The organism is Bradyrhizobium sp. KBS0727 (assembly GCF_005937885.2).
GTDB lineage: Bacteria > Pseudomonadota > Alphaproteobacteria > Rhizobiales > Xanthobacteraceae > Bradyrhizobium.
This window is the reverse complement of the sequence record NZ_CP042176.1, coordinates 2,472,782-2,488,697: the sequence shown is the minus strand read 5'-3', so window position 1 is coordinate 2,488,697 and position 15,916 is coordinate 2,472,782. Positions and strand designations below refer to the sequence as shown.

The following is a 15,916-nucleotide window of genomic DNA, read 5'->3' as shown; positions in this document are numbered from 1 at the left end:
CTTTTGCCCGGTCTTGCCCGAAGATTCCCTTTTTCTGCCGCGCTGCGGACACGCGGCGGGGTCTCATTTCCCCGTTGGGAGCGGGCAAATGGGGAGATTGCCAAATGATGATCAAAGCCAGTGCGCGCTCGGCGTTGATAGTAGCAGCCGGGCTTTTTGTCTGTTTCGCCGGCCCGTTGCCGGCGCGGGCTGCCGGCGACGATGGCGCTGCCGCGTCGAAATCCGAAAGCGCGACGCCCGGCAAGTCCGACCGGCACGGCACACGTCACTGGAAGCGCTACACGCATCGCAAATACAGCCGGACGGCGTCTAAGTCCGACGAGACCAGAAAGGCCGTCGAAAAGGAGGTCGCCGACGCCAGTGGCGACACCACGCCAAAAATCCCGGCCGCGGTCGCCAACGCCAACGCGCAAATGACGTCGGACTCACCAGCTGACACCGCCGCCGGGGCGATGGCGGCCAAAGCCAATACGATGCTGCTGGCGTCCGCCGACAAGCCGGCCGACGCGCAGGCCCCGGCCGACTCCGCGGTGGTCGCTTCCGACCAGCTCAACGACGTCGACCGCGCCCTGCAGGAGACGCCGGCCAGGCAAACCGTCGCCATGGCCTCGGCCAAGCCGGCTGCGCCCACGCTGGCCGCAGCCAATGACAGCTCCACCTGGGATCAGACCTCGTTGATCGGCAAAATCTTCATTGCCTTCGGCGCCCTGCTGACGATGGCTTCCGCCGCGCGCATGTTCATGGCGTAAGTAGCACGCTACCGGACGCCGATGCGATTCCGGTAGCCGGTTTTCAGCCCTTGAAGCCCATCCCGCCAGCGGGCACATTGCCCGCGAAATCGGCTACCTGGGGTGGATCATGGCGACGTTCGAATACATCATTATCGAGAGCAAGGGCGCGGTCGGCGTTATCACGCTGAACCGGCCCAAAATGCTCAACGCGCTGTCGTTCGGCGTGTTTGGCGAGATCGCGGCGGCCGTCGATGACCTCGAGGCCGACGACAAGATCGGCTGCATCCTGGTCACCGGCAGCGAAAAGGCCTTTGCGGCCGGCGCCGACATCAAGGAAATGCAGCCGAAAACCTTCATCGACATGTTTTCCAGCGACTTCGCCTCGATTGGCGGCGACCGCATCGCCCGATGCCGGAAACCGACCATCGCGGCCGTCAGCGGCTACGCACTCGGTGGCGGCTGCGAACTCGCCATGATGTGCGACATCATCATTGCCTCCGACACCGCGAAATTCGGCCAACCCGAAATCACGCTCGGCACCATCCCCGGCATCGGCGGCACCCAGCGGCTGACGCGGGCGATCGGCAAATCCAAGGCGATGGACCTTTGTCTCACCGGCCGCATGATGGACGCTGCCGAAGCCGAGCGCTCGGGCCTGGTCAGCCGCGTCGTGCCGGCGGACAAGTTGATGGAAGAGGCGCTGGCGGCGGCAGAAAAGATCGCCGCGATGTCGCGCCCTGCGGCTGCGATGGCCAAGGAAGCCATCAACCGCGCGTTCGAGACGCCGTTGTCGGAAGGCATGAGCGTCGAGCGCAACCTGTTCCATTCGACCTTCGCGCTGGAAGACCGCTCCGAAGGCATGGCGGCATTCATCGAGAAGCGCAAGCCGGTGAACAGGAACAGGTAGGGTTCTCCGTCATTGCGAGCCAACGGGTCGCGCGAATGCGCGCCCGATGACAGGCTCCGCGAAGCAATCCATCTTGCCGCTTGAAGAAAGAATGGATTGCTTCGTCGCTTCGCTCCCTTGCACAAACGCTTCGCGTTTGTTGCAGGCAATGACGGCAAGGAGCGTTACCCCGCTCTGCTCCTCACCAGCGCTGCATTGACCAGCGCGCGATAGGCGCGCTCCGCCAGCGTGGTCGGGCGATCGAGCCCGAGCCGCGCCAGGCATTCGCGGTTCGCCGCATCAGGTGGCTGCGACATTCCCTGCCACAGCAAAGCAGGCAATTTCAGCGGCGTACGCTGCAATTCCTGCAGCAGCTGCAAGGCCGGAATCAGCCGCTGCTCGACGTCGGTAAAATCGCTGCCGAACGGAAACGACGGCAGCAGACCGGCCTCGCGCGCGGGTTTTAGCGCCGCCGTGATCCGGTCCGGAAAATTCTCGCGATGTTCCGGCGGAATTTCAAAACCTTTCGGCAGCTTGCCGGCATCCTTGGCAATTTTTGCCAGTTCGTTCTGAAAGCGCGAATCCGTAACCTGCAGCATCGCCGCGATGGTCTCGGCGTCGGACTTTCCCCTGGTGTCGGCGATACCGTATTCGGTGACGAAGACATCGCGCAGATGCCGCGGAATGGTCTCATGACCGTAATTCCAGCGGATGTTGGACTGCATACCCTCGCCGGCCTGCCGCGTCGCTTCGAGCGCCAGGATCGAGCGCGCGCCCTGCAGCGCGAACGCCTGCGCCACGAAATTGTACTGGCCGCCGACGCCGCTGATGATCTGACCGTCCTCGAGACCGTCTGAAACCGCAGCCCCCATCAAGGTCGCCATCATCGTGTTGTTGACGAAACGGGCATCGATCCGCGCACGGCGTTTTGCAACCTCATCGCCGAAAAGCTCGTTGGTGAATGACACCGGCATCATCTGGATTCGCGCAATTTGTTCCGGCGGCATCTCGCGCAGCGCGCGGTAGAACGATTTCGGCCCAAGGAAAAACGCGCCGTGCAGTATCACGCCATCGACGTCGCGCTTGAGAATGCCGGCCTCGATCAGGCCGAGAAACGCCTCGAACAGCATCTCGCTGACGCCATAGAGACCCTTCTCGAACGGCCCGGTCTGCAGGCCCGCGAGCTGTTCGGTCCCGGGCGCGAGCCGCTTCATGATGGTGTGGAATTGACTATTGTCGCGGTGACGGACGATCAGGCCCTGCGCCAGCGCGTCGCCGACCTGCCCGATGCCGATCTGCAGCGTGCCGCCATCGGGCACCAGTCCCGCCGCGTGCAGCCCGATGGCGTATTTGGTGTCGCTGATGAGTTCGGCCGGCGGCGCGAATAGCGGAAAATCCGTCGCGGGACTGTCGAGCACCGCGGAAAATTCATCCCCCGGCAGATCGCCCAGGCCGGGCATGAACGGCAGTTCGGAATTGACCTGGCCGATCAGTTTGAACGACGCCTGCCCTTGCGCGCGGGCGCGCAAAATATCGAGCGTGGTGTCGGTGTTGCAGCTCAGGCTGTAGCGCGTCACCCCATCGACGACGCGCTTTGCCACCAGTTGGGTGACGACATTGAGTCCGCGCGACAACAAGTAGGAGGACGCATGGGTGTAGTTCGCGGAGATATAATGCTGCTGCGCGAACGGCACGTGCAGCCACCTGCCGGCCAGGAAGAAAAACTCGATCACCTGGATATTCGGCGGCAGCATCCCCGCATGCAGCGCGCCGGCATAGGTCAGGTCCGGATAGCCGCCGAACAGCCGGTCGATCACCGGGCCGATGAAGCGCTTCTCGAGCAGACTGGCAGGCTTCGGCTTTTCCAGCGTCAACGCGGAAAAAAAGGTGAGGTTGATCGCGCGGTCGACGGCGGCGCGGGCGTAGAGCGCGTTGATGACATGGTTGGCCTTGCCGAGCCCAAGCGGCAATCCGACCACGAGGTTGGTCCCGACGTCACGGATGATGTCCTCCGCGATCGCCTCAGGGTCGGAAAACAGTTTTGGCATCGGTATTCCCTGGCGCGGACGCGCCGAATGGCTGATGGGATCGAGGAATCGGGTCCCGCGTTCGAAGTTATGACACATCAAATGTGCCGGCAGGGCCATGGGTGATGGGCCAGACCTATTCGATCTGCGACCCCTATTTGTTCAGAATGGCGCAATGGTTGGAGGGCGATGGCGCGGACCCTTCCCGGTTTCCAAGGGCGACGATTCGTCGCCGAATTCGGTGGGAACGGGCGCCTGAAAGCCGGGCCGATAGGTCCTGCGTGCAACACCCTGCCATGAAAGGTCCGAAAGTGCGTCGGTTATGCACCGGATGGTTTGCCTGCGGCCACCGCGCGCCCTAAACAAGGGGTGTGTCAGGGTCGCCGGCGGGGGCGGACGGGCCGAGCGTGATCCGGAAAAGTGGATACCGGTTTTCCGAAGGGATCACGCTAAAAACGAAGGATAGAGCGGGATGGCTGAAAGGCCATCACGCTCTAGGTTGGTTGCGGGATCAAATGGTTGGGCGTGCCGCTAGGGTTGGCCACGTGGGAAGGCGCGTGCTTCGAGCGGGCATTTGCCTTGGCGTGGTGACGTGCGTCGCGTTTGCAGCACCTGCAGCCCGTAGCGAGAGCCTCCCCGAGGCGCTCGCCAAGGCCTACCAGACCAATCCGCAACTCAATGCCGAACGGGCGCGCCAGCGCGCCACCGACGAAAACGTGCCGGTGGCCCTGTCGGGTTACCGGCCGCAAATCATCGCCAGTCTCTCCGCCGGGCTGCAGGCGGTCCGCAACCTCCTGCCCGACAATACCTTCCAGTCTGCGAGCCTGAAGCCCTGGACCATCGGGGTCACCGTGACCCAAACGCTGTTCAACGGCTTCAAGACCGCCAACAGCGTACGCGTGGCCGAGCTGCAGGTACGTTCCGGCCGCGAAGCCTTGCGCAACGTCGGGCAAGGCGTGCTGCTCGACGCCGTCACCGCCTACACCAATGTGCTCGCCAACCAGTCGCTGGTCGAAGCGCAGCGCGCCAACGTGGCATTCCTGCGCGAGACGCTCGGCATCACCCAGAAACGTCTCAATGCCGGCGACGTCACGCCGACCGATACCGCGCAGGCCGAAGCACGCCTCAGCCGCGGCCTGGCCGATCTCAACGCCGCCGAGGTCAGTCTTGCCGTCAGTCAGGCGACCTATACGCAGGTGATCGGCAACGCGCCGACCGTGCTGCGTCCCGCCGAAACCGTGGACCGCTTCCTGCCGCGCAGCCGCGACGACGCGACCGGCCTCGCCTTCAAGGAGCACCCGGCGGTAATGGCCGCAGGCTTCGATGTCGATGTCGCCTCGACCTCGATTCACGTGGCCGAAAGCAGCCTGATGCCGACGATCACGCTGCAGGGCAGCGCCAGTCGCAGCAGGGATGCGGATCCCTCGCTGAGCACCTTTGGCACCGACCAGGCGTCGATCACCGGCCTGCTGACGCAACCGATTTATGACGGCGGCCTTGCCGCCGCACAGACCCGGCAGGCCAAGGAAGTCGCGGCCCAAAGCCGGCTGGTGCTGGATCAGGTCCGCAATCAGGCCCGCACCGCCGCTGTTGGAGCCTGGGTCGCCAATGAAGGCGCCAAGGTCGCGGTGACGGCCTCCGAATCCGAAGTCCGCGCCGCCACCGTCGCGCTGGCAGGCGTGCAGAAGGAGGCCGCCGGCGGCCAGCGCACCACCGTCGACGTGCTGAACTCGCAGCAGGATCTGATCCTGGCCAAGGCCCGCCTGATCGGCGCCCAGCGCGACCGCGTGATCGCCTCCTACACGCTGCTCAGCGCCATCGGCCGGCTCGACGTCAAGACACTCAGCCTCAATACGCCGGACTACCTGCCGGAGGTGCATTACCATCAGGTGCGCGACGCCTGGCACGGCCTGCGCACGCCGTCGGGGCAGTGATCCGCATATTTTCGGCGGCCATTAACCGCGCGCTGAACATGTCCGGCATGTTTCGCGACTAACCAGCCGCGTTCGCCTAAAACTTGCCCCCGGGCTTACGCCGATCCTGGTTTGATTGACCGATTTTGCGAGGCGTTGTGGTTTCAAAGATTCTGCGCTGGTCGGTGAGAGGCTTGCTCGTCCTTCTGGCGTTGCTCGTGCTGACGATCACCGCGTTTCGGTTGGCGGCCTCGATCCGCGAAACCGCTGCGCGTGCCGATTTGGCGCCGCGTTCCGGCCATCTGGTGCCGACCCGTTCCGGCGGCGTGTTCGTGCAGGAAAAAGGACCGGCCGACGGGATCCCGGTGGTGCTGTTTCACGGGACGGCGGCGTGGAGCGAACTATGGCGGCATACCAGCGATGTGGTGGCCGCGGCCGGCTTTCATGTCATCGCGGTCGATCTGCCGCCGTTCGGGTTCTCCGATCGTCCGGGCACGTACACGCGGGCTGACCAGGCTGCGCGCATCAACGACGTGCTGGATACCCTCAAGGCCGCACCCGCCATCATCGTCGGCCATTCCTTTGGCGCGGGTGCTGCGACCGAACTCGTGATGCGCTATCCGGACCGCGTCCGCGCCTTGGTGCTGGTCGATGCGGCGCTCGGATTGACTGCCGCGCCGACAGACGCGCCATGGCTGATCCAGCCAAAATGGATTCGCGAAATCCTGGTCTCGCTGACCATCACCAATCCGGTGGCGACGAAAACGCTGCTCAAAATGTTGATCGCGAAGAAAGAGCGCGCGCTGCCGGAATTTGTGGCCATCCTGCAAAGGCCGATCGCGCAGCGCGACAGCACCGCTGACATCGCCGACTGGCTGTACTATTTCCTCGGCGCCGACCGCGATGCCCTCAGCGCCGACCGCAATGCCTATGCGCAAATGAAGGTTCCTGTCGCGATCCTGTGGGGCGACAAGGACAGTGTGACCCCGGTCGATCAGGCGCTCGATCTGCGAACGCTGCTGCCGCCGCAGACCAGCCTGACACTGCTGCCGGGGCTCGGTCATATTCCGCAGATCGAAGACCCCGACGCCTTCAATGACGCCCTGCTCAAGGCGTTCGGAAAACTCTAAGCTCGGACAGATTCGAACAAGTCCGATCAGGCAAGCCCCGGAGACATCATGGACATCATCCGATTATGCGCCTGGGGCTATGCCGCCCTGCTCGGCTTTGTGATCCTGACCGGATATATTCCGGCCTTCATCGACGCCAACGACATGATCTTCGGCCTGTTCCGCCGGACCTGGTATGCCGACGGCCTGCATCTGGTGTCGGCGCTGTGGGCGGCGATAGCAGCCCTGACCTCGCGTCGGGCCTCGGAATTGTTCTTCCAGCTGTTCGGCGTGTTCTATTTCGCCGATGGCGTGCTCGGCCTTTTGACCGGCAGCGGCTATCTCGACTTCGGCATCCTCATCAACGGCATCCGCGACTTGCCGCTGATGACGCGGGTCTTCACCAACGCGCCGCATCTCGGCCTCGGCGGCGTTGCGATCCTGATCGGCTACCTGCTGGCCCCGCGGACGCGAGCCACCGCCCATGCTTAAATGGTTGCGGCGTATCCTCGCCGTCATCGCGATCCTGATCGCGCTGCCGGTGCTTGTACCGCTGGCCTATATCGAGGGCACGTGCCGCCCGGCTTCGGTTGCGGCGGCATCCGGCGCGCCACCCGTCAAGCTGCCCGCGATCGACCAGACAGGCTACCGCCGCAAAGAGAACAATACGTTCTTCACATTTCCCGAATGGTACATCGTCTATTCCTTCGAGGATTTCGGCCGCTTCCTCGACCACTCCAGCGAAAGCCATTTCAATTACCTCGGCCATATACTCGGATTCTGGCGAAGCTTCTGCACCATCAACCGCGCGGTGCCACCCACGGGAGAGTCGCTCGCCGACGTCAAGACGATGATCTACGTGATCGGCATCAGTTATTCGACCGAATATGCGGTCAAGGGATTTTACGAAAACACCATTGGCCGTGTTTTCGAATGGATCAGGGGCGAGACGCGCACGCCGCAGGACGAATACGCCCGCGCTGTGCTGCAGGACTATGCAAGTTTTCTCTACACCATCCCCTGGTACAAATATCCGTTTCGCGACAAGCTCGACGGCCTGCTGGCGATTGCGAAGCCGACGCCAAGCCGATTGCGGACCTGGGAACGCGACTTCGCGCTCGGCACTGAATATTTCCTGAAAGTCGGCTACGCCCGGCTGATCCAGCAAGCCCTCGATGCCAACGGTGACGACGAGCCGCGCGACATCATGTTCGCGGTGGCGACCTTGCCGCCAGACGTGCTGGCAAAAGAGCCGCGCCTCAAGCCGATCCGCACGCTCTCGCCGCAATGGCAGCTGGTGCAGGCGCCGCGCTACAGGGACCTGACCGAAATCCTGCAGGGCCTGCTCGACCAGGGCTTTGGCCTTGCGGAAATCGCCGGGAATCACGAGATCCTGATCACCGCCATCGCGCCGGATGCCGCCAAACTCGATATCAAGGACACGACGGAACTGTTCTCGCTGGAACTTGATGCCCGACCCGGCTTCCGCAGGGCCGGCCTCAAGGCGAGGATCGACCGTCTGGTGGACATCAACCGCGACCTCAAGGCCAGGGGTGTGAGCATTGAACACTTCTACGACTACTGACGAACGCATCGAGCCCCGGCTGCCGCCGTTGCGCCGCATCACCGGCGCCATCGCGCTCGTCGTCTGCGGCTGGCTTGTCGTCGTGATAGCCTTGACCTTCGGATCAGCCCCCGGAAAATCGATGGCGGTGATCGGTTCCCCGTCTCAAACGCTGGCGGTGATCGCCAAGGCCAACGGCCGCATCCTCGCCGCGAGCGACTATGTCACCATCGCGCGTTCCGATGAGGCCGGCTTCGTCGCCCGCCTCTACGCCGCCGGGGCGCTATTGGTATTGGACGCCGAGCAGGCCGGTGGCTGCAGCGGGTTGCCGCCCAAGCGGTTCACCGCGCAGCTCTGACTTCTCTTACCTCGCCCCGCTTGCGGGGAGAGGTCGGATCGCATCGCAGATGCGATCCGGGTGAGGGGGTACCGGTGTCTCGATAGACTTCTTTTGCGGCGACAGCCCCTCACCCCTGCCCTCTCCCCGCTAGCGCGGGGCGAGGGAGCAGAAACACCTCGCAAAGACGGTCAGGAAGCGTACTTCTGATAAAACGTGTTGGTGAACAGTTCCGCGGGATCGTATTTCTTCTTCGCCGCAAAGAAATCGTTGATCTGCGGATACGACCGCTGCAACTGGTCGCGCGAATAATAGAGCTGATACGGCAGGAAAAATCGGCCCTTGTGCGCGATGGTGAGGTCGATCAGTTCCTCCGTCGCCTTCTTCATCCGCCGGTTGCCTTCATCGTCGGTGGTCTGGTTGATGTAGAGCACCAGTGAGAACGCCGGCTCCGGCGAATAGGTCAGGAAATTGTCTTCCTGATGCACGATGCGCACCGACGCGTTCAGGAGGTTGGTCCCGTTGTCGGTCAGCACTTTGCGCATACCATCGACAAACGCGACGAACTGACTGCGCGGGATGAAATACTCGTGCAGGATATCGGTGTCGTTGGGCAGCGCGTTGCGCAAATACGGCACGGAATCGTGCATCGGATCGTTGCGGCTGACCAGGCATGCTTCCGCCGAACCGATCGCCTGCGCGCGCGTGACTGTGCAGGTTTCCATCCGGTGCTCGATGTGTTTTTCGGACAGCCATTTCATTTCCTGGAACAGCGGGCCCTGTTTCGACAGATTGATCGTCAGCCGCCGCAATTTGGTACCGTTGACCTCACCCAGCGGTTCGCGCTTGAAGTCGGTGCCGTCCACTTTCGTGTAGGTGTAGAGCAGCATTTCCTTCAGGAACGAACTCGGCGCGGTCGAGAGGTGGCCATACATCAGGCCGATATTACCGTCCTTCTCGATCTCGTTCGCGAACAACGCCGGAAACTCCGTGTAGTCCATCACGCGCCGCCCGGTCTGGTAGACCAGATTGTCCGATATATCGAGTTCGGCCTCGACGATGACGCCGAACAGGCCGTAGCCGCCGACCACGAGGTTGAACAGGTCCGCGTTCTCGGTCGCCGACACGGTTTTTAGCGAGCCATCCGCCAGCATCACGCGCATCGACTTGATCGACTTGCGGAGCGCACCGGCCTGGTGGTCCATGCCGTGGGCATTGACCGAGATCGAACCCCCGACGCTGAAAATATCGGTCGACTGCATGGCACGGACCGCAAACCGCGGATGCAGCACGTTCTGAATGTCGTGCCAGGTTGCGCCCGGCTGCACGGTGACCGATCGCGAGCGCTCGTTCAGCACGATTTTGTTGAAGCCGCGCATGTCCAGCACGATGCCGCCCTTGCGAAACGCCTGCCCGCCCATGCTGTGGCGGACGCCGGCAGTCGTGACCGACAATTTGTTGTCGCGCGCGAAGGCCAGCGTTTTTTCGATATCCTCGACACTGTGAACCTCGACCACGCCGTAGATTTCGGTCTTGTTAAGGCAACTTGCATCGTTGATGCTGCCGCCGAGCTGCGACCATTTCACGTCCCTAAGCGGCGCAATCGCCCTGATCCGCTCTAGATCGATTTTCGCCTGGTCGCCGCCGCCGACCGCGGGGCCGCAATCCTTCTCGCCGGTGGGATCGGCAGCCAGCGCCTGAAGCTTGCGGTAGCCGTAAATGCTGGACAGCACCACGATCACGGCGGCAACGGACACGCCGGTTTTGAACTTTTGCGACAATTTTTGCATAATTGATTCCAGATGATGTCGGATATTCCGGGCGGGCGGATGGTTAGTCAAATCGAAGCGGCTTCCGGTTCGATAGATCGCCGCGCGTTACCGAAGCGATAAGCCCGCGCGAATCGGTGAGGGGCGCCCTTCCCGCGCTGTGCTTCCCTCTGTAGTCTGGTGCAATGAACAGCAAGACCGCATCCGCCAAAGCGGCGCAGCCATCGACGCCGGTGAATTTCGAAGTCCCCGGCGGGGCCTGCGACTGCCACACCCATATCCACGGTGACCCCGCGAAGTTTCCGTTCTTTGCCGGCCGCGTCTACACGCCGGAACTGGCCTCGCCGGAGGAAATGTCTGATCTGCACAAGGCGCTGAAGATCGAGCGCGTGGTGATCGTGACGCCCAGCGTCTACGGGCCGGACAATTCATCGACCCTGTACGGCATGATGGCGCGCGGAGCTTCCGCACGCGGCGTCGCCGTGATCGACGACAAGACGCCGGAGAGCGATCTCGACACCATGCAGAAGCAGGGCTTTCGCGGTATCCGCCTCAACCTCGCAACCGGCGGCGTCAACGATCCGACCGTCGGCCGGCCGCGCTTCTCGGCCGCAGTCGAGCGCGTGAAAGCGCGCGGCTGGCATGTGCAGCTCTTCACCAGCCTTTCGATGATCTCCGCGATCAAGGACCTGGTCGCGGCCTCGCCGGTCCCTGTCGTGTTCGATCATTTCGGCGGCGCGCAGGCGGCACTTGGCACGGGCCAGCCGGGCTTTGCGGACCTCTTGGAACTGGTGAAATCCGGCAAGGCCTATGTGAAGATCTCCGGCGCCTACCGAGCATCGAAGCTCGGGCCTGACTATGCCGACGCCGCCCCGCTTGCCCAGGCGCTGATCGCAGCGAACGTCGACCGCATCGTCTGGGGCACCGATTGGCCGCATCCGGATTCGGTGACGCCGGCGGACAAGAAGATCACCGACGTCACGCCGCTGTTCCAGATCGACGACGGCCGACTATTGAACCAGCTTCCGGTGTGGGCGCCGGACGCCGCGATCCGCAAGAAGATTTTGGTCGACAATCCGGCCCGGCTTTACCGGTTCTGAGACGCACGGCGCGAGAATACCGAAATCAGCACCGGCAACGTCACCAGGATCACCAGCGGCGCCAGCATCATGCCGGTGACGACCACGATCGCCAGCGGCTTTTGCACCTGCGAGCCTATGCCTTCCGAGATCGCCGCGGGCAACAGCCCGATGCCGGCGACGGCGCAGGTCATCAGCACCGGCCTCAACTGCAACTCGCCGGTGCGAATGACGGCCCGTATCCGCTCGTAGCCTTCGTCGATCAGCTGATTGTACTGCGACAGGATGATGATGCCGTCCATCACGGCGATGCCGAACAGCGCGATGAAGCCGATCGCCGCCGATACGCTGAACGGAATCCCCGAGATCAACAACCCGAGCACGCCGCCGAAGATCGCCATCGGGATCACGGTCATGACGAGCAGCGTATCGACCATCGAGCCGAAATTAAAGAACAGCAGCACCGCGATCAGCGCCAGGCTGATCGGCACCACGATCGACAGCCGCTTGATGGCGTCCTGCAGGTTGCCGAATTCGCCGACCCACTCGACGCGCGATCCCGGCGGCAGCTGGACGTTGCTTTCGACCTTGTCCTGCGCTTCCCGGATCGCGCTGCCGAGATCGCGCTCGCGGACCGAGAACTTGATCGGCAGATAGCGCTCCTGCTGCTCGCGGTAGATATAGGCCGCGCCCGAGATCAGCTTGATCGAGGCGACCTCGCTCAGCGGGATTTGCGTGATCGCACCGTTGGCGCCGGCAACTCCGATGCGCAGGTTCTGGATCGCCTCGGCGCTCTTGCGATATTCCGGCGCGAGGCGAACGATGATCGGGAAATGCCGGTCGCTGCCGGGCTCGTAGAGATCGCCGGCGGTGTCGCCACCGACCGCGACCTTGATCGTGGCGTTGATGTCGCCCGGCGCCAGGCCATAGCGCGCCGCGCGCGCGCGATCGACATCGATCTGGATCGTCGGCTGGCCGAGCGAAGTGAACACCGCGAGATCCGTGATGCCCTGCACCGTGGCGAGCTGCGCCTTGATCTTGTTGGCCGTGTCGGTCAGCGCCTGCAGGTCGTTGCCGTACAGCTTGATCGAATTCTCACCTTTGACGCCGGAGACCGCTTCCGAGACGTTGTCCTGCAGATATTGCGAGAAGTTGAATTCGACGCCCGGGAACTTGTCCTGCAGTTCCTTCAACAACTGGGCGGTCAGTTCTTCCTTGTCATGGGTGCCCGGCCATTCGCTGGCCGGCTTCAGCGGCGCGAAAAACTCGGCGTTGAACAGACCGGCGGCATCGGTACCGTCGTCCGGTCGCCCGTGCTGCGACACCACAGCTTCCACTTCGGGGCGAGCGCGGATCAGCTTGCGCATCTCGTTGACATAGGTGTTGCCCTCCTGCAGCGAGATGGTCGGCGGCAGCGTGGCCCTGATCCACAGATTGCCCTCTTCCAGCTTGGGCAGGAACTCCAGTCCCAGCAGCCGCGCGAACATGATGGTCATGACGACAAGAACGGCGGCGCCGGCCATCACGATATTGCGGTTGGATATCGCCCAGTTCAGCACCGGTACGTAAAGCGCGTCGAGCTTCTTCACGATCCAGGTTTCGGTCTCGTCCAGATGCGCGGGCAGGATGATCGCGCTCAATGCGGGCGTGATCGTAAAGGTCGCCAGCAGGCCGCCGGCCAAGGCATACGCGTAAGTCCGCGCCATCGGCCCGAAGATGTTGCCCTCGACGCCGCTCAGCGTGAACAGCGGCAGGAACGCGGCAATGATGATCGCGGCGGCAAAGAAGATCGAGCGCGACATATCAGCGGCGGCGGAGAGGATGGCGTGGTTCTTCATCCCCATGGTCGTCTCATAGGAAATATGGCTGCGCTCGGCTTCCGACAGCGCGGTAGTTTGTGTCAGCCGGCGGAAGATCGCCTCCACCATGATCACGGTGGCATCGACGATCAGTCCGAAGTCGATGGCGCCGACCGACAGCAGATTGGCGGACTCGCCGCGCAGTACCAGGATGATCACCGCAAAGAACAGCGCGAACGGGATCGTCGCGCCGACGATCAGCGCGCTGCGGAGATCGCCGAGGAAGATCCATTGCAGCATCACGATCAGGAGAATGCCGACCACCATGTTGTGCAGCACGGTATGGGTGGTGAGGTCGATCAGGTCCTTGCGGTCGTAGATGCGTTCGATCTTCACGCCGGGCGGCAGGATCGACGAATTGTTGATGGAGGCGACGAGCTGTTCGACCCGGGTAATGGTGGGCGAACTCTGCTCGCCGCGCCGCATCAGCACGATGCCCTGGACGATGTCGTCGTCCTGGTCGAGCCCGGCGATGCCGAGCCGCGGCTTCTCGCCGACGGTCACCGTGGCGATGTCCTTGACCAGCACCGGATTGCCGCCCGATTGCGACACCATGGTGTTGTTGAGGTCGTCGATCGAGCGGATCAGGCCGACGCCGCGCACCACGGCGGACTGCGCGCCGATATTGACGGTATTGCCGCCGACATTGATGTTGGCGTTGCTGACGGCCTGCAGCACCTGCGGCAGCGTCAGCCCGTTGGCGACCAGCTTGTTGAAGTCGACCTGCAATTCATAGGTCTTGGTCTTGCCGCCCCAGCCGGTGACGTCGATCACGCCGGGCACGGCGCGGAAGCGGCGCTGCAACACCCAGTCCTGCAGCGTCTTGAGATCGAGCACGCTGTAGTTCGGCGGACCCTTCAGCCGGTAGCGATAGATTTCGCCGATCGCGCTGAGCGGCGAAATGCCCGGCAACACGTTGCCCGGCAGCGGCGCGAGCTGCGACAGGCGGTTCAGCACCTGCTGCAGCGCCTCGTCATAGGTGTAATCGAAGGAGAACTGCAGCTTGACGTCGGACAGGCCGTACAGCGAGATGGTGCGGATGGTGCGCAGGTTCTTGATGCCGGCGACCTGGGTCTCGATCGGGATCGTGATGTAGCGCTCGATCTCCTCCGACGACAATCCCGGGCTTTGCGTCACGATATCGACCATCGGCGGCGTCGGATCGGGATAGGCCTCGATGTTGAGCTGCTTGAATGCAATCAGTCCGCCGACGAACACCGCGACGAACATGCCGACCATCAGGTAACGGCGGCTGACTGCTATGGCGACAAGGCGATCCATTCAGACCGGAGCTTTCAATGAGCGAGGGAGTTAGCTGCCGGACGCAGCCCGGTCGATGAACAGGCTGCCCTTTGTAACGATCTGTTCGCCGGGCTTCAAATTGCCGACCACCTCGACGAGATCGCCGTTGACGAGGCCGGGCTTGATCTGACGCAGCTCAATCGACTTGTCCTCATGCGCGACCCAGATCCGGACCTGGTCGCCTTCGTAGATCAGTGCCTGCTTCGGCACCCCGACCGCCGCATGATCGCTGGCCGACAACAGCGTGACATTGGCGAACATCTCCGGCTTCAGCGCACCGTCCTTGTTGTCGATCGTGGCGCGGACCAGCAGCCGCCGGGTCGCCGGATCGATCGCCGCGGCGACGTAATTGATGCGCGCCGTCAGCGGCCGGCCCGGCAGCGCCATCACGGTGAAATTGAGATCCTGTCCTACCGAAACGTTGGCGGCATCGGTCTCGCGGACAAACGCCGTCAGCCAGACCGTGGAGAGATCGCCGATGACATAGACGGGATCGCTGGCGCCGGTGGAGACGTACTGGCCGGGGCCCGCCTTGCGCTGAACCACGGTGCCCGCGATCGGCGAGAAGACCGTCGACTCCGGATTGATCCGGCCTTTTTGCTGGAAGGTAGCGATCTCGTCGTCGGTGAAACCGAGAATTCGCAGCTTGTTGCGCGACGCTTCCAGCGCCGTCTGCGAGGAGCGCAGATCGTTCTGGGCCTGAATCAGGGTCGCCTGGCTCTGCTGATAGTCCTTCAGCGGAACGGCCTTGCCTTCGAACAGGTCCTTGGCGCGCGTGTCCTGGATCTTGGCAAGGTCGAGCGCCGACTGGGCCTTGTTCATGCCGGTCATCGCGGCGATGAAATCGTTTTGCGCCTGCACCGTGTCGGCGGCCTCGATCACGAACAGCGGCTGCCCCTTGGTGACGCTGTCGCCCGGCCGCACCAGCAATTTGGTGAGCCGGCCGGTATAGGGCGAGAACACCGGCGTCGAGCGATCCTCATCGATCGCGATCTTGCCTTCGGTGACGTATTCGGCCCGGAAGGCCCGTTCGGTGACGGGCTGAATGGTCAGGCTGGCCCATTCGGCCGGGGTCGGGGTGTAGCGCTGCAATCCCTTGCGGGACTGGCTGGAGACCTCCGAATGCCCGTACTTTGTGCTGCCGGTTTGGGTGAAGCCGTAGACGGCCGAGCCGGCAAGCGCCAGCAGGGCAACCGTCACGACCTGCTGCCGTCGGCTAAGCGTCTGCAATCTCTTGAGAAAATCGTTAAGCATACGACCCGGATGAAGTCAGCGATGATTCCGGTGGAGACTGCCTCACCGGTGCGCTAATAGTGCCCAATTGATGTTTCAAACAACCT

12 protein-coding genes are annotated in these 15,916 nt (G+C 63.0%); 8 read left to right on the top strand and 4 right to left on the bottom strand.

Going from position 1 to position 15,916, the window contains the following annotated elements; translation table 11 throughout:
* Positions 1 to 104 precede the first annotated feature (104 nt).
* On the top strand, positions 105 to 749 hold the full coding sequence (locus FFI89_RS11270; protein WP_371722479.1) for a hypothetical protein: 645 nt from the start codon (positions 105 to 107) through the stop codon (positions 747 to 749).
* Positions 750 to 858: 109 nt separating this feature from the next.
* Complete coding sequence (locus tag FFI89_RS11265; RefSeq protein ID WP_138836496.1) at positions 859 to 1,638, top strand: enoyl-CoA hydratase; 780 nt, start codon at positions 859 to 861, stop codon at positions 1,636 to 1,638.
* A gap of 164 nt (positions 1,639 to 1,802) precedes the next feature.
* Here the strand turns inward: FFI89_RS11265 and FFI89_RS11260 are convergent, their stop codons facing one another.
* Positions 1,803 to 3,665 (bottom strand): acetyl-CoA hydrolase/transferase C-terminal domain-containing protein, encoded by a 1,863-nt coding sequence (locus FFI89_RS11260; RefSeq protein WP_138836494.1) that lies wholly within the window; start codon positions 3,663 to 3,665, stop codon positions 1,803 to 1,805.
* A 494-nt stretch (positions 3,666 to 4,159) separates the two neighbouring features.
* Here FFI89_RS11260 and FFI89_RS11250 point away from each other — a divergent pair, with 494 nt between their 5' ends.
* The 5 genes from FFI89_RS11250 to FFI89_RS11230 all read left to right on the top strand — a co-directional run bounded on the left by FFI89_RS11250 (position 4,160) and on the right by FFI89_RS11230 (position 8,588).
* Positions 4,160 to 5,578: a TolC family outer membrane protein gene (locus tag FFI89_RS11250; RefSeq protein WP_138836492.1), complete on the top strand. Its 1,419-nt coding sequence runs from the start codon at positions 4,160 to 4,162 to the stop codon at positions 5,576 to 5,578.
* A 173-nt stretch (positions 5,579 to 5,751) separates the two neighbouring features.
* Positions 5,752 to 6,687, top strand: coding sequence for an alpha/beta fold hydrolase (locus tag FFI89_RS11245; protein ID WP_168212858.1), 936 nt, complete (start codon positions 5,752 to 5,754; stop codon positions 6,685 to 6,687).
* Positions 6,688 to 6,735: 48 nt separating this feature from the next.
* Positions 6,736 to 7,158 (top strand): hypothetical protein, encoded by a 423-nt coding sequence (locus tag FFI89_RS11240; protein ID WP_138836488.1) that lies wholly within the window; start codon positions 6,736 to 6,738, stop codon positions 7,156 to 7,158.
* Positions 7,151 to 8,251, top strand: a complete 1,101-nt coding sequence (locus FFI89_RS11235; RefSeq protein WP_138836486.1) for a hypothetical protein — start codon at positions 7,151 to 7,153, stop codon at positions 8,249 to 8,251. Before FFI89_RS11240 ends, FFI89_RS11235 begins: the two co-directional genes overlap by 8 nt.
* The gene (locus FFI89_RS11230; protein ID WP_138836484.1) at positions 8,229 to 8,588 is read left to right on the top strand and encodes a hypothetical protein; all 360 of its coding nucleotides are present in this window, start codon (positions 8,229 to 8,231) and stop codon (positions 8,586 to 8,588) included. The genes FFI89_RS11235 and FFI89_RS11230 overlap by 23 nt, the downstream gene beginning before the upstream one ends.
* Positions 8,589 to 8,758: 170 nt before the next feature.
* Here the strand turns inward: FFI89_RS11230 and FFI89_RS11225 are convergent, their stop codons facing one another.
* On the bottom strand, positions 8,759 to 10,357 hold the full coding sequence (locus tag FFI89_RS11225) for an FAD-binding oxidoreductase (RefSeq protein ID WP_138836482.1): 1,599 nt from the start codon (positions 10,355 to 10,357) through the stop codon (positions 8,759 to 8,761).
* Positions 10,358 to 10,521: 164 nt separating this feature from the next.
* Here FFI89_RS11225 and FFI89_RS11220 point away from each other — a divergent pair, with 164 nt between their 5' ends.
* Complete coding sequence (locus FFI89_RS11220) at positions 10,522 to 11,436, top strand: amidohydrolase family protein (RefSeq protein ID WP_138836480.1); 915 nt, start codon at positions 10,522 to 10,524, stop codon at positions 11,434 to 11,436.
* Here the strand turns inward: FFI89_RS11220 and FFI89_RS11215 are convergent.
* Both FFI89_RS11215 and FFI89_RS11210 read right to left on the bottom strand, forming a co-directional pair.
* On the bottom strand, positions 11,424 to 14,555 hold the full coding sequence (locus tag FFI89_RS11215) for an efflux RND transporter permease subunit (protein WP_138836478.1): 3,132 nt from the start codon (positions 14,553 to 14,555) through the stop codon (positions 11,424 to 11,426). The genes FFI89_RS11220 and FFI89_RS11215 overlap by 13 nt on opposite strands.
* 30 nt (positions 14,556 to 14,585) lie before the next feature.
* Positions 14,586 to 15,830, bottom strand: a complete 1,245-nt coding sequence (locus FFI89_RS11210) for an efflux RND transporter periplasmic adaptor subunit (protein WP_138836476.1) — start codon at positions 15,828 to 15,830, stop codon at positions 14,586 to 14,588.
* Between the last annotated feature and the right edge of the window lie 86 nt (positions 15,831 to 15,916).

Excerpts from the sequence above, each read along its gene's own strand:
- FFI89_RS11210 (WP_138836476.1), bottom strand. The coding sequence starts at position 15,830 with ATGCTTAACGATTTTCTCAAGAGATTGCAGACGCTTAGCCGACGGCAG.
- FFI89_RS11250 (WP_138836492.1), top strand. The coding sequence starts at position 4,160 with ATGGTTGGGCGTGCCGCTAGGGTTGGCCACGTGGGAAGGCGCGTGCTT.
- FFI89_RS11225 (WP_138836482.1), bottom strand. The coding sequence starts at position 10,357 with ATGCAAAAATTGTCGCAAAAGTTCAAAACCGGCGTGTCCGTTGCCGCC.
- FFI89_RS11240 (WP_138836488.1), top strand. The coding sequence starts at position 6,736 with ATGGACATCATCCGATTATGCGCCTGGGGCTATGCCGCCCTGCTCGGC.
- FFI89_RS11265 (WP_138836496.1), top strand. The coding sequence starts at position 859 with ATGGCGACGTTCGAATACATCATTATCGAGAGCAAGGGCGCGGTCGGC.
- FFI89_RS11260 (WP_138836494.1), bottom strand. The coding sequence starts at position 3,665 with ATGCCAAAACTGTTTTCCGACCCTGAGGCGATCGCGGAGGACATCATC.
- FFI89_RS11235 (WP_138836486.1), top strand. The coding sequence starts at position 7,151 with ATGCTTAAATGGTTGCGGCGTATCCTCGCCGTCATCGCGATCCTGATC.
- FFI89_RS11270 (WP_371722479.1), top strand. The coding sequence starts at position 105 with ATGATGATCAAAGCCAGTGCGCGCTCGGCGTTGATAGTAGCAGCCGGG.
- FFI89_RS11220 (WP_138836480.1), top strand. The coding sequence starts at position 10,522 with ATGAACAGCAAGACCGCATCCGCCAAAGCGGCGCAGCCATCGACGCCG.
- FFI89_RS11215 (WP_138836478.1), bottom strand. The coding sequence starts at position 14,555 with ATGGATCGCCTTGTCGCCATAGCAGTCAGCCGCCGTTACCTGATGGTC.